Here is a 22,050-nt window from a genome sequence, read left to right as displayed (position 1 = left end):
ATGAGTTTTCAAGATATTCAAAATACCTTTATGGCCCACATTAGACAATCTGCAAGCCAGCCTGCTCCAAAAGGGATTGAAGAGCGTCGTATGGCTATTTACCGTGACTTATTTTTTAATAATATTGAAGGCTTTATTACATCGGGTTTTCCTGTATTAAGAACGCTTTACTCAAATGATGATTGGAATATTTTAGTAAGGCGATTTTTTGTTGAACATGATTGTGTATCACCTTATTTTTTAGATATTGCAGGGGAATTTGTTAACTACCTTAGTCATGGCTATGTAAAAACAGCCACCGATCCGGTTTTCATGATTGAGTTGGCGCATTACGAATGGGTTGAACTTGATGTGTCTATTTGCCAACAAGATGACAATGAGATTTTAATAAACACAGCACTGGCTGTAACGCCTTTGTATTTTAGCCAAACAGCACGTAATTTAAGCTATCAATTTGCTGTTCAACAAATAAGTGTTGATCACCAACCAGTGACACCAAGCAGCCAACCCAATTACTTTGTTGTTTATAGAGACTTTGATGACGAAGTACATTTTTTGACTACTAACCCGATGACTGCACTTTTGTTATCATTGATAGAAGCATCACCAGCGATTTCTTTTGATCAACTTTGCCATCAGGTTATTCAACATGCACCTCAGTTTAGTTATGAGCAAGTTAGTATTGGGGCTGAACAAACACTACAAGCGATGGCTAACAAAGGTGTGATCGTGACAAAAAATCAAGCTTAAAGGCTTTAATGATTATTTTACATGGACTATTATGTGCGCTTTAAAATGTCGCGCTTAATAAAGGTAGTACCATGTCAGAAGATAAAGATTTTAAAGACCCGTTTAATGCAATGTATTTCCTAGCATTTTTAGCAATTTTTGTTGGAATTGGCTGTTTGAACGCAATTCTGGGCTGGATAACTACAGTTTCTTAATTTGCTTATCAAGTTATGGGCTGCTATTGCAGCCTTATATTTTAATTAGTTAACTTCTTACCGACAATCCATATTTCTAGTGTTATAATTGCTGGCTTTGTAATATAAACAATCAAACAGCTTAAATTATGACTACTCCTTCTATTATTAAAGACAGCATTACCACTATTGCAGATTACCCTAAAGCCGGCATTATGTTTCGCGATGTAACTACGTTAATGGCTGACCCTGCTGCATTCCAAGCTACAATCAACGCATTCATAGACGCCTATAAAGACCAAGGGTTTACTAAAATTATTGGTACAGAGTCGCGAGGCTTTATTTTTGGTGCACCACTTTCATACGCGTTAGGCATCCCGTTTATTCCTGTACGTAAGCCGGGTAAATTACCTCGTGCTGTTATTTCTCAAGATTACCAACTTGAATATGGCGAAGATGTGCTTGAGCTTCATACAGACGCGATAGTACCTGGCGATAAAGTCCTTTTAGTTGATGACTTATTAGCTACGGGTGGTACGATTGAAGCAACAGCAAAATTAGTCAATAAGCTTGGTGGCAATGCAACTGATGCTGCCTTTGTTGTCTCGTTACCAGAATTAGGTGGTGAGCAACGCATTGAGAAAATGGGGATTAACATCCTTAAATTGGTTGAATTCGAAGGCGAATAATTAAATGAGTTACCAAGTCCTAGCGAGAAAATGGCGTCCTCAGACCTTTCACGAATTGGTCGGTCAGTCACATGTGAAACAAGCGCTTGTTAATGCGTTAACACAAAACCGACTGCATCATGCTTATTTATTCACTGGGACTCGCGGAGTGGGTAAAACCACCATCGCGCGTATATTCGCTAAAAGCTTAAATTGCGACGAAGGAATTTCTTCTCAGCCTTGTGGTCAGTGTAGTAGTTGTAAAGATATCGAATCTGGCCGCTACATCGATCTGCTAGAAATAGATGCTGCGTCGCGAACAAAGGTCGAAGATACGCGTGAAATCCTTGATAACGTGCAATACGCACCAACGCGCGGCCGTTATAAGGTTTACCTTATCGATGAAGTGCATATGCTTTCTAAGCACAGCTTCAACGCGTTATTAAAAACATTAGAAGAGCCACCAGAACACGTAAAGTTTTTACTCGCGACCACTGATCCACAAAAATTACCGGTGACTATTTTATCGCGTTGTTTACAGTTCAACCTTAATGCATTGTCGCAATCTGAAATCTTGCAACAACTTGAGTACGTGTTGGGCGAGGAGCAATTGAGTTTTGAAACTCAAGCATTACAAATTATAGCTAAAGCCGCTGATGGCAGTATGCGCGATGCGCTTAGCTTGACCGATCAAGCTATTGCCCAAACCAACGGTAATATACAACACCAGTCAGTGCAAAGCATGTTGGGCTTAATGGATAACCATTACAGTCAACATTTGTTAGCAGCGTTACTAGCTCAAGATGGGGCTTTATTACTGACCCAAATAGAACAAGTTGCAAGTCAAAACCCGCAATATAATGCTCTTCTAGATGATTTAATTGGCTTAACACACCTTATTCAGTTAACTCAACTAGTGCCCGATGCAGCTAAGTTAGATGAGAATAATGCTGAGTTTATCCAGGAAGTAGCGCAAGCAAGCGACAGCCAACAAATACAAATTTATTATCAGTTATTACTTAACGGTAAAAAAGATTTGCAGTGGGCGCCTGAGCCACGTCTTGGTTTTGAAATGATTATGCTAAGGTTACTTGCTTTTGAGCCTGCAGGTACTTCGTCTACGCAAGCACCACCAAGCACAGTGCAACCGCTACAAAACAAAGCAGGGCGAGCGAGTGCACTTCGCGATATTATTAATAAAAATAAAGCGGTGCAGCAAAGTCCAAGTGTCGAGACAAATAGTGATGTGCAGTCATTAAGCAGTGATATTAATTCAGCTGATCAAACGCAGCCTGATACTAAAACGACAGTGGACAATCAATTAGAGCAGCACAGCACTAAGGTACAAGGTGTTGAACACGCATCACCAGTAGAAAAAGTAGATTCTGCACAAGCATCACTAAATACTGAAGTTGCCCACAGTGATGAACACGCTCAACGCCAAAGTCAAGATGATGCCTATCAACAGCACAGCGACGCTGAACAGACGTTAGCGACACAGTTTGATGACATCATGAACAGCGCTGTAGAGCAAGGCTTTGAGGAGCATACTCATACAACACATGCTGAGCCTGACGTTAATAGCCAAAATAGAGCACCGCACACCTCAATTGCACAACAAGAGTCACAAGCACAATCAGCCATAGCGCGCATCCTACGTGATAGAAATATATCTGGCGCAGGTAAGTTGTCTGGTGCGAATATTAAAAGTACACAAACCACTGAACAACAAGTTACGCATGCTGCGCAAAATAGCTCTAAACCTGAGCCTCAAGCACCATTGGCAGAGTCACAGCAAGCTGCACAGCGGCAACCTGTGTTTAACGATGCGCCACCTTGGTCGAATGATGACACAGGCCAAACCGTAAAAAAGCCAGCGCTCCCAGAGACGGGGAGCCAAACGCGCTCAAATAACCAAGTCGCACCAAAAAAAGTAGACTTTAAAGAAAAGCATCAAACAATTACTGAGAATTTGGCGCCTGAACTACTTGAGCAAATTAACCCACAAAAAAAGCCTGAAGTAGTTGCGCAAGAGCCTAGCATCCCAGTACCTGATGACTTTCAAAGTCCCATTAGTGAGATCCGGTTTGCTCATCAACAAGATGAATGGGCTTATTTAATCAAGCGAATGGGGCTCGGCGGTAGAATGCGCCAATTTGCGTTGCATTCTATTTTTACCAAACAAGGTAACAATTTACATATCGACGTGGACGAGTCTCAAAAGCACCTCGATACGCCAATGCTAAGACAAAAGCTCGATGCAGCGCTTTCTAATATTTATGAGCATAACGTCACACTCAGTATTAATTTTGCGCAAGGGGTTATTGACTCACCGTATTTAATACAGCAAAAAATTGATGTAGGGCGTCACCAGCAAGCAATTGATGTGATTACCTCAGATGAAAATATAGTGCAATTTCAGCAGCTATTTTCAGCAATTATTGACGAAAACAGTATTCAGGCATTGTAATTAGTTACAATAGCCCTTATCTTCATGACAATTAAAGATTACACAAAGAGAGAGAATTATGTTTAAAGGTGGAATGGGTAACATGATGAAGCAAGCGCAGCAAATGCAAGAGCGCATGCAAAAAGCCCAAGACGAAATCGCTACTATGGAAGTAGTTGGTGAAGCCGGCGCAGGCCTGGTAAAAGTAACCATGCTTGGTAATCACAATGTACGCCGCGTTGAGCTTGATGAAAGCTTAATGGAAGACGACAAAGACATGATTGAAGATTTACTTGCCGCAGCGTGTAATGACGCAGTTCGCCGTGTAGCAGATGAAACGCAAGAGCGCATGGGAAAAGTAACTGGCGGTATGCAATTACCACCAGGTATGAAAATGCCGTTTTAAGGTAATCGATGCAACTTTCACAAAGTTTAAGCCAACTCATTGAAGCACTGCGCTGTCAGCCGGGCATAGGCCCAAAGTCAGCGCAGCGTATCGCGTTTCATTTACTTGAGCGCGACCGTAAGGGTGGTACGCAACTTGGTAATGCACTGACCAAAGCGATGACTGCTGTAGGGCATTGTCAGTCATGCCGTACTTTTTCTGAGCAACCACAATGTGAAATCTGTTTAAGCCCAAAACGTCAAGATAGCGGCATTTTATGTGTGGTTGAATCACCCACTGATGTACTAGCTATTGAGCAGACTGGGCAATATAAAGGTTTATACTTTGTGTTAATGGGACACTTATCACCAATTGATGGTATTGGCCCGAATGAAATTGGCCTTGATATTTTTGAAAAAAAATTAAGCCAAGGCGGCATTAATGAAGTAATTTTAGCGACTAACCCAACAGTTGAAGGCGAAACAACCGCGCATTATATTGCCCAGCTTTGTCATCGCTATAAAGTGGAAGCATCACGTATAGCCCACGGTATTCCTGTTGGTGGAGAGCTTGATTTATTAGATGGCATGACCTTAATGCATGCATTTTCTGGCCGAAAAGCAGTTGGCCAAGAATAACTTTATAACTGAATTAAAAAAGCCCGTGCTTGTTAATTATGAGCGCGGGCTTTTTATTGCTTATTGAGAAACCTTTTTTATTTTTTCCTTGAAGTTCGAATGATGCGCCCCATGGTAATCCCCCAAAAAATAATAGAAGCCAAATGTAGAATTTTCTCTTATTGTAAACACAGAAGGCAATAGAAAAAGTAGTAAAGGCTTCTGAACGCAAAGCATTGGCACATGAAGTTGTTAGCACAAATAAAATGAGTATTGCCTTAGCCTGTCGTACTTTCATGATAAGTGAAGCATGCTATCCCTATACGCCAAAACTGTCTGATGAAAATGAGGAAGTTGCAGCGTTGCTATTGGATTTAAGCCTGTGTCAGCGAAATTAGGGGGCGGTTTATGTTTTTATATCTACGCAATGTTAAAGCTTACATGTGGAATCATAAGCGCGTTGGGGCAAAACAGTGATACATTGCCCTTACTGCCACGGTTATGAGTTACGTAATCGTTCTTTAGGTGTTATTGCAACGGGGGCAATGTCTTTACATCAAGCAGGAGTGATCCCTGATTGGGGCGTAACTAGCTATTTCTTGCAAGGTAAATACCAGCCCGATCCAGAACAAAAATTATTTTTACAGCAACGTGGTGTTAGCTTTGAAGATACACCCGTTGTTGAAGTATTAGGAGCAGGGCACATGTCTAAAACTACGCAGAGCACATTAAATACCGAAGATGAAACAAGTTTATCTTATTGGATTACGATTTTTGGTAGCGAGCAAGACGCTATCGCTGTGGCAAACGTTTTTTACGATACACTAAACGCTGATTTATCAGCCCTTTTAATAGCCGCTGAACATAAAGACTTAAATAAATGTGAAGCGTTGTTACATAAAATTAAGGGCTCTATCATGGTGTTAAAAATTGACCATCTTCGTATTAAAATTGAAAATTGCGAAGAGAGTATATCAAATACGAAACAAATAAATAATAGTATGTTTACATTAATCCGGGAGCTTTTAATGTTGAATAGGTCAGTGAAAGTTTGGCTTGATTAAATAATATAATAGTGACTTGGATTAATTTTAAAAATGCGCTTATAATTTAGTTGAATCTATTATCTAAATTAAACTTATCAACGTAGTGAGAAAAGAATGAAAGAAATAAGATCATTTATTAAAAGTGCAAGTTTAACTGATTTAGAAAAAGCACAAGCTTTAATTGAAAATGCCATTGCTAAATATACCCAGCAGCAACAAGCTAAGCAGGAAGTGTTAGATTTATTAAGAGAAAAAGGCTTAACGTTAGATGATCTACAGGATGTAGCGGGTGATAAACGCACCAAAGTTATGCCAAAGTATCGCATCGAATTTGAAGGCAAAATCGTCGAGTGGACGGGACGTGGTAAACGCCCTAAAGCATTCCAAGGTGTAGAGCTAACTAAGCATCTTGCATAAAAGCTAATATGCCCGTTAATATGCCAATGATCAAGTCATTGGCTTTTTTGTTTAAGTAGTATTGATGAGTTATATATTAAGGCCTTATCAGCAAGAGGCTGTAGAGCGTACTGTTTCCCACTTTAGAAAAACCGATGATGCCGCATTAATAGTCTTACCCACAGGTGCTGGTAAAAGTTTGGTTATCGCTGAACTCGCTCGTATTGCAAAGCAAAAGATTTTGGTGTTAGCGCACGTTAAAGAGCTAGTTGAGCAAAACGCAGAAAAATATACTAGCTTTGGTCTTGAGGCGAGTATATTTTCAGCAGGTTTGAATCAAAAATCCTTAGCACACCAAGTTACCTTTGCTAGCATTCAGTCTTTATCACGAAATTTAGATGAATTAAATGAACACTATTCACTAGTGATTATTGATGAATGTCATCGTGTTAGCGATGATAATAATAGCCAGTATGCAAAAGTAATTGCCGCACTGAAGTCATTTAACCCAAGGTTAAAAGTATTAGGCTTGACCGCGACACCTTTTAGGCTCGGTATAGGTTGGGTATATCATAAGCATTATCATGGATTTGTGCGAGGTAGTAATGAAAGCCCATTTAAAGCATGTATATTCGAACTCCCACTAAGATATATGATTAAAAATCAGTATTTAACACCACCGAAAGAAGTGGATGCGGCATTGAGTCATTATGACTTTTCCTCGTTAACAAGTGACTCGTTTGGTCGGTATAATCAAGATGATATAAATAAATTATTAAAAGCAAATACGCGAGCGACAAAATCCATTTGTAATGATATTTTAAAATTAAGTGAAGGCCGTCAAGGGGTAATGGTTTTTGCTGCAACAGTCAGACATGCACAAGAGATCTTAAGTTATTTTCCTGTAGAGCTAAGCGCCCTAATTACAGGCGATACAGCTGCAGCTCAGAGGGATGCTGTTATAGCGGCTTTTAAGCAAAAAAAGATAAAATTTTTAATCAATGTATCTGTATTAACAACTGGCTTTGATGCACCGCATGTAGATTTTATTGCTATTTTAAGACCAACAGAATCTGTTAGCCTGTACCAGCAAATTGTTGGGCGAGGCCTACGTCTTAGTGAAGGAAAACGTGATTGCTTGGTGATAGATTACGCAGGTAACGGGTTTGACTTATTTTATCCTGAAGTTGGCAATAAAAAGTCACAAAGCGATAACGAGCCAGTTCAGGTACTTTGCCCCGGCTGCGGATTTGCTAACATCTTTTGGGGTAAAACTGATAGCCAAGGCAAAGTGATTGAGCATTTTGGCCGACGTTGCCAAGGGTTACTTGAATCAGATATCTGTTCTGAGCAGTGCGATTATCGTTTTAGATTTAAAGAGTGTGAGCAATGTGGAGCGCAGAATGATATTGCCGCAAGACAATGTCAAACATGTGATGCAACCCTTGCAGATCCTGATGACAAATTACGCGCAGCGTTAAATTTAAAAGACGCCTTAGTATTGCGTTGCAGCGGTTTGAGTGTGCAGGCACTGAATTCTAATAGTGATATTATTAAATTAACCTATTTTGATGAAGATGGCGCTAGTTGTGATGAAATATTTGATTTTTCTCATCCGGGAGCCCGTTATATATTTAATAAACAGTTTGGCATACGTACTTCACAAGGGCGAACACCTATTGAGTATAAAACGGCCAGTGATGTAATTGCAGATGAGCTTAATTTAACTGCACCTGATTTTGTTATTGCGCGAAAAAATAAAAAGTATGGCTGGAAAGTGGCCGATAAATTATTTGACTATCAGGGGAATTTTAGAAAAGCTAACCAGTTAAGTCGCTAAATACTTAACTGGTTTAAATATTTGGGTATAAAGCTTATTCGCTTTCTAAGCCCCAACCATCACCATATCCATTATGACCATTGGCGATGCTTTCTAAATACTGCTCAGTTTGACCCAGTAAGGTGTGATCTGGCACCATTTGAACTTGTGTGACTACTTCCCAAATACCGGTATCTTTACATTGTACAAGCTCAGTGCTTGGCGCTAGCTCGTCTTCACTAATTATGTTAGCAAATTTTTCAGCTTCTATTTTTTGTTCAAATAAAATGTAGAAATCAATTTTGTGCATTTGTGCTAAATCAATACCAGCATCAGCTATTTCAGTTAGTAATTGACCATTGTCGTCATCAGGAAATTGCATTTAGAAACTCTATAATAATATCTCAAATTCGTTATCGCTATTGTAACCAAAATAAAGCAATTAAGCGTACTAATTTTCACATTTGAGTTGCTGTGTCACTGCACTGGCTTGTGGTATTATTTAAGCTCATTAAAGTTAACTTGTTTTTTAGTAAGGAAATTACTTGCCTAGTCGAATATTTACGCTTATTGCAGTCGTATTCTTTTTTATTTCAAGCAATTTAGTTGCTGCATCCAATATTGTAAAAAGTTATGAAATTAATGGTCTAAGTGGTGACCTTGAAAAAAATGTAGAGCTATATTTAAAGCAACTTGAAGGCGAAAAAGTAACGCGTACAGTACTCAGTCATGCTAAAAAACAAGTAGCTAGTAGTCTAAAGGCATTAGGGTATTATAAACCTGAAATTAAATTAGATTATATTTCACAGTCACAAGAGTTGGTTGCAACTATTGAGCGAGGCCCAGTCACTCGTATTGCCGATATTCGTGTGACTGTACATGGAGCAGGAAAAAATGACATTCAATTAATGGATGTTGTTAACAGAATAAACTTAAAACAAGGTGATATTCTCAATCACAGTCATTATGATGCGGCGCGAAAGAAAATAGAAAGCCAATTATTGGAGCTAGGTTATTTTGATGTCAAATGGGAAACTCATCAATTAGCTATTTCACTAAAATTAAATAGCGCGGAAGTCATTTTAACCTTTGATACTGGTACAAGGTATCAATTTGGTGAACTAATTATAGGTAATGAAAGTCCAGCAGAAAAATACATCCGTTCATTAGCTAAATTCGAACAAGGTGAACCATATCAAGCCACAACAGTTTCTGAATATAACTTGTCACTATCTACGACCCCTTATTTTAATAGTGTGAGAGTTTATGCTGATATCGCCAATCGAGCAAATCAACAAGTACCAATAAACATAGATGTACTACATAAACCAGCAAACAGTTTTGAAGTTGGCGGAGGGTTTGACACTGACTTAGGACCGAAAGTAAGGTTCAAATGGTCTAAGCCCTGGATCACAGAAAATGGCCACTACCTTGAAAGTAACTTAAATGTCTCCGAACGTCAGCAGGATATCTCTTTGGGTTATACCATTCCCGTGGATGATCCCAATGACGATTTATGGCGTTACTCAGTTGGTTACAAACTTGAAGATGAATTGACCGATGATATTTATAGCAAAATATTTACAGCACAATTACAGCGCCAATGGTTAACTGAGAACGACTGGGTGCGTACTGCATTTATTCGTCGAGACTATGAAACGTATCGTTTAGGGGATGATGAACAAAGTTCTAAGATGTTAATGCCGGGCATTAGTTATGCAAAAAAAGACACTAAAGGTGGCACCACACCGTATTGGGGGGAACAGTGGTTAGTCTCAGCTGAATTTGGTTTAGAAGATGCTTTTTCAACAACCAATATTATACGTGTTCAATTGCAAAATGCGTGGTTACGTACTTATATGGATAAACATTTAGTGTTTCTAAAAGCTAATGTTGGCGCAATGCTAGTGGATGATATAAACAATGTGCCTTTATCACTTCGCTTTTACGCTGGGGGTGATCAAAGTGTGCGAGGCTTTGCTTACGAATCTATTTCTCCAAAGGATGATGAAGGACGCTTAATTGGGGGGAAATACTTACTTTCAGGTACTATTGAGTATAACTATCAGTTTGCACAAAGTTGGCGGCTAGCTTTGTTTGTTGACAGTGGTACAGCGACGAATGATTTTTCAGATCGGGTTGAAGTAGGTGCTGGCTTTGGTTTTCGTTATTTAACACCCGTTGGCCCTGTCAGAGTTGACCATGCGTGGGGTTTGACAAAAGAAAGTAAGAGTACGCGTTTAAGTATTACTATAGGGCCTGAAATTTAATGTTAAAAATGAAAAAAATCACCGCTTTACTAACTATCGTTATTAGCACCTTATTAGTGATATTGTTTTGTTTGCTATTTACAGCACCAGGTAATCAATTAATCGCTTATACTGCGAATAAATTAGTCGACGGACTTTCTATTAATATCAAAAATGGTCGCTTCTTATATAACGACTCGTTCAATATAACATATACATCTCCAAGCTTAGACTTCGCAGCAGAGCAACTAAAACTTGATTTATACTGGTGGCACTGTGATGGGGTGTGTGTTGAAAATTTCAGTGCTAAAACAGTTACTTTAAATATTAAAAACGTGGACCAAACCCAAATTGAAGAAATTGATGATGTACCGTCAAATGAAGACATGCTTGAACAGCCCTCGCAGATTAATCTACCTATTGCGCTGTCAGTAAAACGGGTTGCTATTAATACTTTTAACTTGTCACATGCTAGTGCTGATGTGACTGTCCAGCAATTTCAGTTAAGTGCTAAAGCAGAAGAGTCCTTAGTTACACTCAGGTCTTTAAGTATTAAGCAGGTTGACGTGTTAGTTAAAGAGGTTGAGAAGCCCCCTGCAGAACCTTTAACAGCACTGGCTCCATTACCTGATATTGAGTTTACTTCACCTATAGCAGCAAATATTGAAGAGATAGCAATAGACTTGGTTCGAATTACCCAAGCTGAACAGCAACATGAAGTAAAAAGCATTCGTACTGCACTTTCAATAGATAGCAGTGAACTGGTTTTAGAAACGCTTACTGCTGAGTACCAGCAATGGCATTTATCAACTGAACTGAACGCTAAGTTCAAAGGGCAAACCCCTTTAGATGCTAAAATTGACGTTACTAGTGTTGAACAACAATTAACTTTACTAGCCAGTGGTGATTTATCAGATTTAAAGCTCGATGTGAATACTCAAGGCTTTTACCCTTTATCAGCCAAATTACAAGCTGATCTGAAGACTGTAAACTTTCCTTTTACGCTTGAAGCCTATATAAAACAATGGCAATTAGATGCGCAAAGTAACCCAGTAAAAGTGACAAATGTTGCTTTGAATGGTGAAGGTAACGCAGATGACTATATGTTAACTCTGACCGGAAACAGCCAACTGGGCGCTTATCCTGAGGTAAACCTAAATGCAATATTAAACGGTGGATTAACACAAATAAATGTGGAACGACTCGCTTTAGCTGCAAACGAAAGCCGCGCAACGATAAAAGCATCAGCAAACTGGGAAAATGGTATAAAAAGCCAATTTTCTGGGCAGTTAGACCAACTAAAAGCGCAATACTTAACAGATATGGTCACCAGTGATATTTCAGGTCAATTTGCTGGCTCTTTTAATGCTTCGAATAACAATTGGCAATTATCTATGCAAGATAGTCAATTAACGGGGGTTATTGATGAAGTTAACTTTAACTTTATATCAGACTTCGATTTAAACAGTAATTTACATGCAAATATAAAAGCACTTGAGCTAACAAGTGGCGAAAATAAGTTGTCTTTAGCGGGCCATATCGAGCAGCAATGGAATATTGATGGCAAGTTGTATTTAAATAAACCAGAACAAAAAAAGCTGCCTTTTACAGGGACTGGTGATGGTAACCTTTCCATTCGCGGTAAACGTTTAGAGCCGGTAGTTAATTTAGACTTAGCCTTGCAGGATTTAACTTATGACGACATCGCTGTTGCAGCGCTATCTATAAAGTCTGATTTTAATTATGCTGCCGATTGGCAAACAAACGCCAATATAAAAGTACGCAATGCAAAACTTGCAGGGCAACAAATTAATAGTATTAGCGTGAATGCTACTGGGGATAAAAAAGATCACCTCGTGCAATTTGAGCTTGATGCACTTGAGGGAAAAGCCGAATTTGAAATTGCAGGTGCAATGGTCAATAAAACCTGGCAAGGCCAGCTAAGTGATGTGTTATTGACTGACAATACCTTAGAGCTAACAGCTGCTCCCAAAGTTGCAGTAACATTTAATACTGAAAATGGCAATTTCTCTGTCGATAAACACTGTTGGCAGACTCAAAGCAGTAAACTATGTGTTGATCAACTCACGCAAGCGAATGATATTGGTTCTTTAGTTGCTAGTCTTGATAACTTAGATTTAGCAGAGCTTAAGCATTTATTACCTGAAAACCTAGTCACCAAAGGCGGCATAACGGGTCAAGTTGCAGCCAATTGGCAGTCAGCAAATTTGAAAAAGCTAACTGCATCATTGCAGTCTCAAGATTTGGCTGCAATATTTATTGATGAAGAAAAAAGATATCGAGTGCCTATCGAAACGTTGAACCTAAAAGCGGAGGCTAACTCACAAAGTGGTCAACTGCAGGCAACGTTAAATTCGAGTCTGTTAGGTGACATTAATGCTGATATTTCGGTGCAAGATTTACCGTCAAGCCAAACGCTATCTGGTAATATAAATATTGATAAAATATTGTTAGCCGATTTGCAACCATTTATCGGTACACTAGAGCAACTTAAGGGTGATATTAGTGGCCAGATAGCTTTGAATGGTTCGTTAACCGAGCCATTATTAAATGGGCAAGTTAGTATTGATGAAGTTGATCTTCAAGGTGAACAGCTCCCAGTATCCGTCGTTGACTCAAGGATAAATATTGGCTTTGATAAAACAAAAGCGACATTAGATGGAAAGCTCAATGACACTGAAGGTGGCAATATCACTCTTAGTGGGGATATTGACTGGGGAGGGGCTAAGCCGGCAGTTAATTTAGCCATAAATGGTGAACAGTTTTATATTAAAGCGCAACAGGGTGTACTGTTTAAGGTATCACCGGATTTAGACATTAACCTTGCCGACAACGCATTCAAACTAGCTGGCCAAGTTGTAGTGCCTTACGGGCGTATTACAATCGAAGAGTTACCAGAGGGGGCTGTGCAGGTAAGTGATGATGAAATCATCATTGATCAACAAATAGAGCAATCAACAGCCGTTCCCTTTGATTACGATATTAATCTAAAACTAATTGTGCAGAATGATGTACGCATTGATTCGTTTGGGCTCGAATCTAAAATTGCGGGTGATTTAACAATTAAGATGGATCAGCAAACACCCATGATAGCGACGGGTGAACTAAACTTACGTGAAGGTACTTATCGCGCGTTTGGCCAAGACTTAATTATCAGCACAGGGCAGGTTGGTTTTAGCGGGCCGATAGACAAACCCTATTTAAATATTAAGGCAATTCGTAACCCTGAAAATACCGCGAACGATGTGGTTGCTGGCATTACTTTAACAGGTAACGTCGAACAGCCTTCATTAAAAGTCTTTTCTGAGCCTGCAATGGATCAGGGGCAATCTCTAGCGTACCTACTCAACGGTCAGCCGCTTGATGAAGGCGACAGCTCGACCGATGCAATGTTAACGCAGCTATTATTAGCCCAAGGGGTAAGTCGAAGTGAAGGTGTGGTGTCAAAAGTGGGTGAGAGCTTTGGTTTATCAGACGTTAGTCTCAGCTCTAAAGGTAGCGGAGATGACACTAAAGTGGAAATTTCAGGTTATGTTGCGCCAGGTGTCCAAGTAAAATACAGTGTCGGGGTTTTTGAGTCGCTCAGCGAAGTTGCTGTGCGCTATCAATTGTTGTCCCAGTTATATATCGAAATTACCAGTGGCTTAACTCGAAGTGCCGACATATTATATAAATTTGATTGGGATGATTAAGTAAAACATGCAATTACTTATGCTAATTGGTTTTATGTTGATGCTAGTACCAAATGCAATAGCTCAGCAGGTTACAGTACGTTATAGTGCTGGTGGACACCCTTATGCTATCGAGTTACTCCAATTAGCACTCAGTAAATCGGATATTACAATTAATATGCAGCCTGTTGATAATATTCCAAGTCAAACTCGGGCAATTCGTTTATTGGGCACTGAAAAGGGGATTGACGTTGTATGGAAAGTAACAAATTCTGAATCTGAAAAAAAAGCAAAGGCTATATTAATCCCTATTGTTAAAGGACTACTTGGCTATCGTATCCCTCTAGTTCATATTAATAATAAAGAGTTATTTAGAGGTGTGCGTCATTCGCGCGAGTTACAGCGTTTTATTTTTGGTTTACGAGAAGATTGGCCGGACGCTGCTATCTTCCAAAGTAACGAGTTGAAAATAACAACTTATGGACAAGGTGCAGACCCATTGCACATGCTGGTAACAGGGCGTTTTGATGCATTACCTTATGAAATATTTGAAGTCACAAAAGCGAGACATAAAAGTTTAGTAAACGATCAGAACATTGCTATTCATTATCCTAGCGCAGTTTACTTTTTCGTCGCAAATGACAACATGCAATTACATGGTCAAATACACAAAGGTTTAGAGCTTGCAATTGCCGATGGCTCCTTCGATGAACTTTTTTATCGTCATTTTGCGGATGCCATTGCTCAAGCTAATTTAAAAAATAGACGTATTATTGAATTAAAAAACCCGCTTCTTCCCTTAAGTGCACCATTAAATAGTGAACATTATTGGCTTGATGTTAAAGAGCTTAATCAATAATCTGTCGCTATAACTACCTATAATAAGCTGTTTTATGTTTAAAAAATCGTTAGTCCCAGTTTTATTGACGCTATTGACTAAATCGCCGCTAGCTCATGCTCAAGAGCCTACAGTGAGCAGTATTTTAGAGCGTGCCGATGCCTCTCAGTGGCGAGCAGTTGAGCCAAATAATGTATTGAAAATAACCCTAGCTACAGGCTCTGCATATATAGAGCTTAATCCATATCTTGCCCCTAAGCACACAAGCAATATAAAACTGTTAGCGCAGCAGGGTTTTTATAAAGAGCTCAATGTTTATCGTTTTGTTGAAGGGTTTGTTGCTCAAGGGGGGGATGCTAGTGGCAAAAAAGTAATTACGAAAGCGAGTAAAACACTTCCCGCAGAGTTTTATTTAACAACTAAAGCACCTGTGGCTATCACCGAGCTTGATAACCAGGATGGCTATGCTCCAATTACAGGTTTTCTAGATGGTTTTGCCGTGGCACAAAATAAAAACAAGACCGAAACTTGGCAAGTGCATTGTAATGGTATTTTTGCCATGGCCCGGGGTAATGATATTAACAGTGGTGGAACAGAGTTCTATGTAACGATTGGTAACAGCCAGCGTTATTTAGATAGAAACATTACTGTTTTTGGGCGTGTTCTTGAAGGAATGCAGCACTTTAATCGACTCAATAGACAAGCAAACGATAAAGAGCTTTTGAACCCAATCACTGATATACAAGTATTGGCTGATATTGCTGAGTACGATAGCAGCCAATTTAAAGTTATGCGAACAGACTCAACGGCTTTTAAAGCGCTAATTGAAGCACGAAAGAACCGTAGTGAAGCATGGTTTGTAGAAACGCCTAATTACATAGATGTATGTGCCATGCCTATACCTACGCAGAGAGTAAATAAAGCGTAGTCACAAACCGCCTTTATTGGCGGTTTATTTTGACACTAAATGGCACGACATCATTGTGGGTGGAGCGATATGGGTTTATATCAAGGCCGCCACGACGAGTATAACGCGCATACACTTCAAGCTCAGTAATATTAAGCATACTTGTTAAGTCACAGTATATGCGTTCTACACACTGTTCATGAAATTCATTGTGAGTACGAAATGAAATCAAGTATCGTAATATGGACTCTTTACAAATCTTCTCACCAGTATATCGAATAATAATACTCGCCCAATCAGGTTGTGAGGTAATTAAGCAGTTAGATTTAAGTAAATGGCTGTGTAAAGTTTCGCTAACGAGCTCTTTAGACACACTCTTAAGTGTATTTGCGTCTAGATCATAATCGTTAATTTCAATATCTAGATCATCAATACACTCACCGGGTAGTGGTGTGCAAGGAAGGCAATTAAAATCATCTGCATGATAAAGAGTGACGGCAATTGGCATTGCTACCGCATGTGATAAATCATTTGTTAAAGTATTTTTTACCTGTTCGATACTGTCAAATCGAGTTTGGTTAAAACTATTTAAATACAGCTTAAATGATTTAGACTCAATAATATGACTTGTTTGACAAGGAAACGCGAAAGTTGCCACAGCAACCATAGGCTTCCCCTTGTTATTGAGCCATGACAACTCATAACCAGTCCAAATATCTTGCCCTTTAAAAGGCAGGTTTGCCTCGTCAATATTTAAATCATCACGGTTAAGTTTGCGAGCGATAGGAAATAATAAACTTGGCGTGTAAGTGTCAACGTACTCAGTTGATTGCCCAAGTACACTGCCTTTTAGTTCAGGAGAGTTGCTGTAATCTGTCATGTTGCGTCTTTTGTAGTTATAATACGGGTATTATACCTAAAGCTAATGAGTTTCGCAGTATGTCTATTGTTACCCAATTAGAACAACTTCATAAAAATTTTGCACAGCATACATTAAGTAAAACCAGTGTTTTGCCTCAGATTGAGCACGACGAAAGCTGGCCAAGCCCTGCAGAAGTAGGCACCCCCAATGATGATGGTTTTATTCAATGGCAGGCAACACGCAGAGAAACCACTGGGTCGCTCAATGATTTAGCCGCTGCGCTGAACTTAGAATTCCCCGATGCACTCAATGGTTACTATGGCACATTTTACGCAGGCTCAATTATTGCAAAAATTGATGAACATACTATTGAGTTATTACAAACTTGGAGTGAGGACGACTTTGACTTACTGCAACAGAATATAACGGGACATGTTTTGATGAAACAAAAACTAAAGCAGCCGCCTAGTGTATTTATCGGTCTGACTGATCAAGAAGACTTATTGGTTACTGTGTTAGTTCAAAGCGGTGAAGTGTGTCTAGAGTATGTGGGTAAAAAACCTCACCATGTACTTGCACCTAACCTTGAAGAGTTTATAAAAGCACTTAAGGTTTAAAAAAATTAGCGGAGTACAACTTACTCCGCAGCAATTGGATTATTGAAAATCCCACGAAATGTTTGATACCAATCCACATGGTTCACATTTAAAATCAAATAAGCCAAACCACGACTCAGGTAATTTCCATTCTCCGTTACAGCTGGGGCATTTTCTAGCGAGCTCTGATGCTTTATCTTTACCGCCCACACGGTATAAATAATAGTAAACGGGCTTTTGGGTTAAAAACTTTATGCGTTTAGCAATATCTTTACCACGGCGAGAAAGATCACTCTCAAGATTAGATATTTCATCTAACGCAGGGAATTCACAGCGCGTTGCGCCATTAATTTGAATCTGGTCGCATGCTTGCCAGTCTTCTTGCCATTTAATTAATGTTTTATAATCGCCGTTTGCTATAGCGGGGATTTTAAATAATGGTACGGGTAAAAAATCATCTCCACAATAAAGCGGGCTACAGGTGTGAACATACGTGGTATATAAAATATATGACGAAGGCTCGTGGCATGCATCAGCGCCGTTAGAGTGAATATCTTGTCCTATTACTTTAACTTTTGGTGCAAGCAAGCCGGCATCATGTAATTTATCAATACTGTGTTTGACAAAAGGGCTGTGATTTAATGGATGCATAGCGTCATCAGTCGGGCACATGACCCGAGTAATAAAGTAACCATCTTTCAAAACGGTAGGGAATTCTTCCCCCATAATTTGACCGTTAAAACGCAATGCATTCACTAAACGGTTAATTGCTTGCTCTGCGCTTTCAAGGGTGGTGTCTTGGTAACAGTCAAAAGTTAAATCAACAACAAACATTACATTTTCTCAATTAATTTTTATCTAGCAGCGCTAATAGTTTATCAAGTTTAGCTTCAATACGATCAAGTTGGCTTTCATGAGCGTTGCTACTTTGTTCTGTACTTGGCTGTTTGATTAAACTGTGGATTGAATCAGGATTATTTTTATACTGGCTTACCGCTGCAATAATAATCGGCATGGGTACAGGCTGAGATAATTTATTTTTAGTTAAAGCAACTGTAGGGGTTTTGCCTTCTTCGAGAAGGGCTTTGATAGCATCAATAACGATGGAATTCATTAATTATAAACTCTTAAAAAGTAATGCACAGCACTGTAGTGTACTGTGCGGGTATAATATCAATATACTCAGTTACGCTCAATAAAAGTGTGCGCAAGAATAAATAGGTGTTAACGACGCAGCCTTAAGTCTAGCTGGTCAATTGTTTTACTTCAGTCACAACATTAAGACTCAGTAATATCATGCTTTGTTGTGTCCATATCATTCTCCTTTAAGGAAATGTTAACTGATGATGAAGTGAGTGAGTTTAACTCTCGCTGAATTTGCGTTTTGTCGTGGATCGGAATATACCTATAGATGGGAGTACGCAAACAATCAACAATAATAAGGGGTGCTTATGACAACCACCATGCAAGATGACGCTTATAGCGTGCAATACATTACAGCAGAAGATATTAGCGTAGCTGCAAGCTTAATATACCAAGCCTATCATGATGATCCAGTATTGCAGCAAGTACTCAATTACTCTGAACAAAACCTTAGCGCTTATGAAAAGAGATTACGCGCATTGATCCGAGAAGAGTTAAATACATTTTGGCAAGATAAGCAGCCCTTAGTAGGCTTGTACCGTAATGAAAGGCTCAAAGCGGTAGCGTGTGTGTTTGAATCTAATAGTCAACTACAAGCGCAGCGATATTGGCACTGGCGATTAAAGCTAATGCTCAGTGCCGGATATTTACAAACGAATCAATTAATCGAAAAAGAAACAACTATTCGTAATGCGCTTAAAGAACAAGGAAACTATTACTTTTTAGCTTTTATTGCAGTAGATCCTCATTTTCAAGGGCAAGGGCTAGGAAGGCACTTATTACGGGGTTTAGATGATTTAGTACAAAGCAACGCAGCGGCAACTGGGATAGCTGTTTTTGTAACGCGTCACCAACACAACACTTTTTTTAAAAGTGAAGGGTTTAGTCTGTTGAAGAATTTATCGTTTAATAGCGTAGAGGGAGAGTTGTTGTTTAAGTGATTAAGACTTAAACGATTAATATTCAATGGTGGGATTAATAAAAAAGCCAGTCAAAGACTGGCTAGAGGAGATTAATTGAGTTTAATTCGTCGTAATAATTACTACCAACGAACGTTAGGTTATATACATACGATGGATCTTGCAGCATATTGTTCGCGTTTAATATGCCGTGCCGCGAGCACTCATTTATAATGCTCAATCGACTATGACTTCGCCGGTGAGATAAAGCATGTTCGTTTGCTTTAGAGTTGCAGAAATTACGGTATAACGTCTACTTTTCAAAAGGTTAATGAGTTAAGTAACAGCGACTCCCTAAAATTGAGATATTCTAAAGCGAGCCGCTAGTAACCAGATTGAAGTTTGCATTTGCAAGTGACTAACCCTTTAAATTCTCACACCAGTAAAGTGTAGGCTCGGCATGAGGTGATAAATTGATGTGGGTTAATATAAATTAAATTTAGCAAATTAAAGGAGTGAATTATCTTTTTTTTGAATAAGCTCTATAGCATAACCATCAGGGTCTTTGACAAATGCAATTTCGGTTGTGCCACCCTTAACAGGACCAGGCTCTCGGCTTACATTACCGCCAGCAGCTTTTATTGCTTCGCATGCTTTGTAAATATCATCAAATTCAATCGCAATGTGACCATAGGCATTACCTAAATCATAGCTATCGGTATCCCAATTATAAGTTAGCTCTAATACTGTGCTATCTTTTTCGTCACCATAGCCAACGAAAGCCAGAGTATAACGATATTCCTCGTTATCATTACGGCGCAGTTCCTTCATGCCTAATACTTGGGTATAAAATGCAATTGATTTTTCTAAATCAGCTACTCGCAACATGGTGTGTAATAAACGCATTGACGTATTGTCCTCTCATTGAATGAATTAAATATACTGAAAAATAGTCGTTTATACTCTATAACCGAAAATGAGTTTTCACCTTTGGCTTGAGAGTAATGATATAATTTTAATTACGACTTCGGTACTAGCCTTATGGCTCAGCGATTTTATATTATATACTTCAAATAATAGGGTTTGAGAGTGTAGTTCAAAAGGAGCTAGGTACAGTAAACCCATAAATCGCTTTATTTTTTCCTGAGGTTTTAGCTTGGTACAAATATTTATCAGTACTTTCAGACAAAAATTCAAAGTTATGTTTTCCTGCATTTCCTTTCTCAACCCCAATACTTATAGTGACTTGGTTTAAGTTAGGAGCTAAATCGCTGACGTCTATATTTGCGATAGCCGTAATTAATCGATCAGTTATCTTTTTAGCTATTTCACAGTTCTGGTGGGCAAAGAAAATAAAAAACTCTTCTCCCCCATAACGTGAAACGATATCTTTACTACGAACCTGCTTGTGCAATGTGTCAGCTACTCTTCGCAATACTTTATCACCGGTATTGTGACCAAAACGATCATTAATAGATTTAAAGTTGTCGATATCAGCGATAAGTAATATACCATCTTTGTCTGCTAGTAAGTCGAGTCGCTGGTGGAAGCCTCGTCTATTTAGTGTATTGGTGAGTGGATCCATTAAACTTTGGGCTGACATAAGCTTGGTTTTTGTCTTCATCGCACGAAAATAAACCATGGTCGCTAAAAGTGTGAGACAAATAATGGTAATATTTGTAAATAAAATTATATTCAGCCGAATATGCTCAATAGCTTCTTCTCTCCAATCGATTCCACTGCAATAGCCAATATTAGGAAGTAATATCAGGCTTAATATTATTATTATTTTTAATAGATACATCTTTAACCAACATGAAGATTGAAAAAGCACAACAAATAATTGCATGTATGAGTAAACCTTGCACGCCAATACTTAGGAATGCACCGACCATTTTAGTTTCTTGTACATCTAGTAGCACTGACCATGCCACTATAATATATAAAAAACCAATTAAGAGAAATGATAGCGATATGGAAGCTGGCTTTAGAGGCGAAACAAAATGTGAAAAGCTTAAAATCAAAATAAAAGATGCTACTCCCGACAAAGCGGTCATAGGTTCGAACATATAGTTAAGGGCATCAAACATAGTGTAATTCTTATTTGCTGCCCAGAACTCTGGAAAGCTCATAATTTTAATTATATTAAGCTCTGTGAATGATCTTATCAAATCGGCAAAGGCAATACCTTGTACTTCATTGTTAAAAACAATAAAAATAATAAAGCTTTTACTTAGCCAAATAAATAGTGCGGATAAAGCAATTAAGGTTATTAATAAATAATTTTGTTTTGATTTCATTATATCTTATATTTAAACTCACCTAGGCCTTCAATAATACATGGGTTTACGCGCTATGTAAGTAAACTCATGTATTATTAGGCAGTGATGTAAGTGTATTTAAACTCTTTTGGAGTCACTTTTTCAAATTTTTTCTACTTCATTCACATTTCCCACTTGGTGCGACTAGGTACACGCCATATATTATATCTACAGCCTTGCCGGTCAGGCGAAAGGTAAAACAGTAGTTAGATACTAATACCTACTTATTTTGGATAAACA

At 38.8% G+C, this 22,050-nt stretch carries 22 protein-coding genes; 15 read left to right on the top strand and 7 right to left on the bottom strand.

What is annotated here, in order from left to right:
* The 9 genes from AAEU30_RS04645 to radD all read left to right on the top strand — a co-directional run bounded on the left by AAEU30_RS04645 (position 1) and on the right by radD (position 8,324).
* A complete protein-coding gene (locus tag AAEU30_RS04645; protein ID WP_421959516.1) occupies positions 1–750 on the top strand; it encodes an HvfC family RiPP maturation protein in 750 nt (249 codons plus the stop codon).
* A gap of 71 nt (positions 751–821) precedes the next feature.
* Positions 822–944: a hypothetical protein gene (locus AAEU30_RS04640; protein ID WP_254911145.1), complete on the top strand. Its 123-nt coding sequence runs from the start codon at positions 822–824 to the stop codon at positions 942–944.
* Between the two features lie 128 nt (positions 945–1,072).
* Positions 1,073–1,612, top strand: a complete 540-nt coding sequence (gene apt, locus AAEU30_RS04635) for an adenine phosphoribosyltransferase (RefSeq protein WP_099297043.1) — start codon at positions 1,073–1,075, stop codon at positions 1,610–1,612.
* Positions 1,613–1,616: 4 nt separating this feature from the next.
* A complete protein-coding gene (gene dnaX, locus AAEU30_RS04630) occupies positions 1,617–4,061 on the top strand; it encodes a DNA polymerase III subunit gamma/tau (RefSeq protein ID WP_421959515.1) in 2,445 nt (814 codons plus the stop codon).
* A 58-nt stretch (positions 4,062–4,119) separates the two neighbouring features.
* The gene (locus AAEU30_RS04625) at positions 4,120–4,446 is read left to right on the top strand and encodes a YbaB/EbfC family nucleoid-associated protein (protein ID WP_004588122.1); all 327 of its coding nucleotides are present in this window, start codon (positions 4,120–4,122) and stop codon (positions 4,444–4,446) included.
* Positions 4,447–4,454: 8 nt separating this feature from the next.
* Positions 4,455–5,063, top strand: coding sequence for a recombination mediator RecR (gene recR / locus AAEU30_RS04620; protein ID WP_421959514.1), 609 nt, complete (start codon positions 4,455–4,457; stop codon positions 5,061–5,063).
* 452 nt (positions 5,064–5,515) lie between these two features.
* A complete protein-coding gene (locus AAEU30_RS04615; protein ID WP_421959513.1) occupies positions 5,516–6,106 on the top strand; it encodes an Hpt domain-containing protein in 591 nt (196 codons plus the stop codon).
* A gap of 96 nt (positions 6,107–6,202) precedes the next feature.
* A complete protein-coding gene (locus AAEU30_RS04610) occupies positions 6,203–6,505 on the top strand; it encodes an H-NS family nucleoid-associated regulatory protein (RefSeq protein WP_421959512.1) in 303 nt (100 codons plus the stop codon).
* Between the two features lie 64 nt (positions 6,506–6,569).
* A complete protein-coding gene (gene radD, locus AAEU30_RS04605; RefSeq protein WP_421959511.1) occupies positions 6,570–8,324 on the top strand; it encodes a DNA repair helicase RadD in 1,755 nt (584 codons plus the stop codon).
* A 34-nt stretch (positions 8,325–8,358) separates the two neighbouring features.
* Here radD and AAEU30_RS04600 read toward each other — a convergent pair whose 3' ends face one another.
* Positions 8,359–8,685: a ribonuclease E inhibitor RraB gene (locus AAEU30_RS04600; RefSeq protein WP_421959510.1), complete on the bottom strand. Its 327-nt coding sequence runs from the start codon at positions 8,683–8,685 to the stop codon at positions 8,359–8,361.
* A 163-nt stretch (positions 8,686–8,848) separates the two neighbouring features.
* On the opposite strand from AAEU30_RS04600, the gene AAEU30_RS04595 reads away from it, so the two are divergent.
* The 4 genes from AAEU30_RS04595 to AAEU30_RS04580 are packed head-to-tail and all read left to right on the top strand — an operon-like array spanning position 8,849 to position 16,010.
* Complete coding sequence (locus AAEU30_RS04595; RefSeq protein WP_421959509.1) at positions 8,849–10,573, top strand: autotransporter assembly complex protein TamA; 1,725 nt, start codon at positions 8,849–8,851, stop codon at positions 10,571–10,573.
* The gene (gene tamB / locus AAEU30_RS04590) at positions 10,573–14,265 is read left to right on the top strand and encodes an autotransporter assembly complex protein TamB (RefSeq protein ID WP_421959508.1); all 3,693 of its coding nucleotides are present in this window, start codon (positions 10,573–10,575) and stop codon (positions 14,263–14,265) included. The genes AAEU30_RS04595 and tamB overlap by 1 nt, the downstream gene beginning before the upstream one ends.
* A 7-nt stretch (positions 14,266–14,272) precedes the next feature.
* Positions 14,273–15,103, top strand: a complete 831-nt coding sequence (locus tag AAEU30_RS04585; RefSeq protein WP_421959507.1) for a transporter substrate-binding domain-containing protein — start codon at positions 14,273–14,275, stop codon at positions 15,101–15,103.
* 34 nt (positions 15,104–15,137) lie between these two features.
* Positions 15,138–16,010 (top strand): peptidylprolyl isomerase, encoded by an 873-nt coding sequence (locus tag AAEU30_RS04580; protein ID WP_421959506.1) that lies wholly within the window; start codon positions 15,138–15,140, stop codon positions 16,008–16,010.
* Between the two features lie 13 nt (positions 16,011–16,023).
* Here AAEU30_RS04580 and queF read toward each other — a convergent pair whose 3' ends face one another.
* Entirely contained in the window at positions 16,024–16,869 is an 846-nt protein-coding gene (gene queF / locus AAEU30_RS04575; RefSeq protein WP_421959505.1) for an NADPH-dependent 7-cyano-7-deazaguanine reductase QueF, read from the bottom strand.
* Between the two features lie 59 nt (positions 16,870–16,928).
* Here queF and syd point away from each other — a divergent pair, with 59 nt between their 5' ends.
* Entirely contained in the window at positions 16,929–17,468 is a 540-nt protein-coding gene (syd, locus tag AAEU30_RS04570; RefSeq protein ID WP_421959504.1) for a SecY-interacting protein, read from the top strand.
* Positions 17,469–17,507: 39 nt separating this feature from the next.
* On the opposite strand, the gene AAEU30_RS04565 is transcribed toward syd, so the two are convergent.
* The gene (locus AAEU30_RS04565) at positions 17,508–18,281 is read right to left on the bottom strand and encodes a Zn-ribbon-containing protein (protein WP_421959503.1); all 774 of its coding nucleotides are present in this window, start codon (positions 18,279–18,281) and stop codon (positions 17,508–17,510) included.
* A gap of 13 nt (positions 18,282–18,294) precedes the next feature.
* A complete protein-coding gene (locus AAEU30_RS04560; RefSeq protein ID WP_421959502.1) occupies positions 18,295–18,561 on the bottom strand; it encodes a hypothetical protein in 267 nt (88 codons plus the stop codon).
* A 337-nt stretch (positions 18,562–18,898) separates the two neighbouring features.
* On the opposite strand from AAEU30_RS04560, the gene AAEU30_RS04555 reads away from it, so the two are divergent.
* Positions 18,899–19,531 carry a GNAT family N-acetyltransferase gene (locus AAEU30_RS04555; RefSeq protein ID WP_421959501.1) on the top strand — a complete coding sequence of 211 codons (633 nt, stop codon included), beginning with the start codon at positions 18,899–18,901 and terminating at the stop codon, positions 19,529–19,531.
* Between the two features lie 465 nt (positions 19,532–19,996).
* Here AAEU30_RS04555 and gloA read toward each other — a convergent pair whose 3' ends face one another.
* The 3 genes from gloA to AAEU30_RS04540 form a co-directional block, all read right to left on the bottom strand.
* Positions 19,997–20,395: a lactoylglutathione lyase gene (gloA, locus tag AAEU30_RS04550; RefSeq protein ID WP_421959500.1), complete on the bottom strand. Its 399-nt coding sequence runs from the start codon at positions 20,393–20,395 to the stop codon at positions 19,997–19,999.
* Positions 20,396–20,585: 190 nt separating this feature from the next.
* Positions 20,586–21,338, bottom strand: coding sequence for a GGDEF domain-containing protein (locus AAEU30_RS04545; RefSeq protein WP_421959499.1), 753 nt, complete (start codon positions 21,336–21,338; stop codon positions 20,586–20,588).
* On the bottom strand, positions 21,244–21,789 hold the full coding sequence (locus AAEU30_RS04540; protein WP_421959498.1) for a hypothetical protein: 546 nt from the start codon (positions 21,787–21,789) through the stop codon (positions 21,244–21,246). Before AAEU30_RS04540 ends, AAEU30_RS04545 begins: the two co-directional genes overlap by 95 nt.
* Positions 21,790–22,050 lie beyond the last annotated feature (261 nt).

Origin of the sequence: Pseudoalteromonas mucoides, assembly GCF_049257175.1 — a bacterium.
In the GTDB taxonomy this organism is placed as follows: domain Bacteria; phylum Pseudomonadota; class Gammaproteobacteria; order Enterobacterales; family Alteromonadaceae; genus Pseudoalteromonas.
This window is presented reverse-complemented; position numbering and strand designations above follow the sequence as displayed.

Bases quoted from the DNA above. Each gene is read 5' to 3' on its own strand.
- AAEU30_RS04645 (WP_421959516.1), top strand. From the start codon at position 1: ATGAGTTTTCAAGATATTCAAAATACCTTTATGGCCCACATTAGACAA.
- AAEU30_RS04640 (WP_254911145.1), top strand. From the start codon at position 822: ATGTCAGAAGATAAAGATTTTAAAGACCCGTTTAATGCAATGTATTTC.
- apt (WP_099297043.1), top strand. From the start codon at position 1,073: ATGACTACTCCTTCTATTATTAAAGACAGCATTACCACTATTGCAGAT.
- dnaX (WP_421959515.1), top strand. From the start codon at position 1,617: ATGAGTTACCAAGTCCTAGCGAGAAAATGGCGTCCTCAGACCTTTCAC.
- AAEU30_RS04625 (WP_004588122.1), top strand. From the start codon at position 4,120: ATGTTTAAAGGTGGAATGGGTAACATGATGAAGCAAGCGCAGCAAATG.
- recR (WP_421959514.1), top strand. From the start codon at position 4,455: ATGCAACTTTCACAAAGTTTAAGCCAACTCATTGAAGCACTGCGCTGT.
- AAEU30_RS04610 (WP_421959512.1), top strand. From the start codon at position 6,203: ATGAAAGAAATAAGATCATTTATTAAAAGTGCAAGTTTAACTGATTTA.
- radD (WP_421959511.1), top strand. From the start codon at position 6,570: ATGAGTTATATATTAAGGCCTTATCAGCAAGAGGCTGTAGAGCGTACT.
- AAEU30_RS04600 (WP_421959510.1), bottom strand. From the start codon at position 8,685: ATGCAATTTCCTGATGACGACAATGGTCAATTACTAACTGAAATAGCT.
- tamB (WP_421959508.1), top strand. From the start codon at position 10,573: ATGTTAAAAATGAAAAAAATCACCGCTTTACTAACTATCGTTATTAGC.
- AAEU30_RS04585 (WP_421959507.1), top strand. From the start codon at position 14,273: ATGCAATTACTTATGCTAATTGGTTTTATGTTGATGCTAGTACCAAAT.
- AAEU30_RS04580 (WP_421959506.1), top strand. From the start codon at position 15,138: ATGTTTAAAAAATCGTTAGTCCCAGTTTTATTGACGCTATTGACTAAA.
- queF (WP_421959505.1), bottom strand. From the start codon at position 16,869: ATGACAGATTACAGCAACTCTCCTGAACTAAAAGGCAGTGTACTTGGG.
- syd (WP_421959504.1), top strand. From the start codon at position 16,929: ATGTCTATTGTTACCCAATTAGAACAACTTCATAAAAATTTTGCACAG.
- AAEU30_RS04565 (WP_421959503.1), bottom strand. From the start codon at position 18,281: ATGTTTGTTGTTGATTTAACTTTTGACTGTTACCAAGACACCACCCTT.
- AAEU30_RS04560 (WP_421959502.1), bottom strand. From the start codon at position 18,561: ATGAATTCCATCGTTATTGATGCTATCAAAGCCCTTCTCGAAGAAGGC.
- AAEU30_RS04555 (WP_421959501.1), top strand. From the start codon at position 18,899: ATGACAACCACCATGCAAGATGACGCTTATAGCGTGCAATACATTACA.
- gloA (WP_421959500.1), bottom strand. From the start codon at position 20,395: ATGCGTTTATTACACACCATGTTGCGAGTAGCTGATTTAGAAAAATCA.
- AAEU30_RS04545 (WP_421959499.1), bottom strand. From the start codon at position 21,338: ATGCAATTATTTGTTGTGCTTTTTCAATCTTCATGTTGGTTAAAGATG.
- AAEU30_RS04540 (WP_421959498.1), bottom strand. From the start codon at position 21,789: ATGAAATCAAAACAAAATTATTTATTAATAACCTTAATTGCTTTATCC.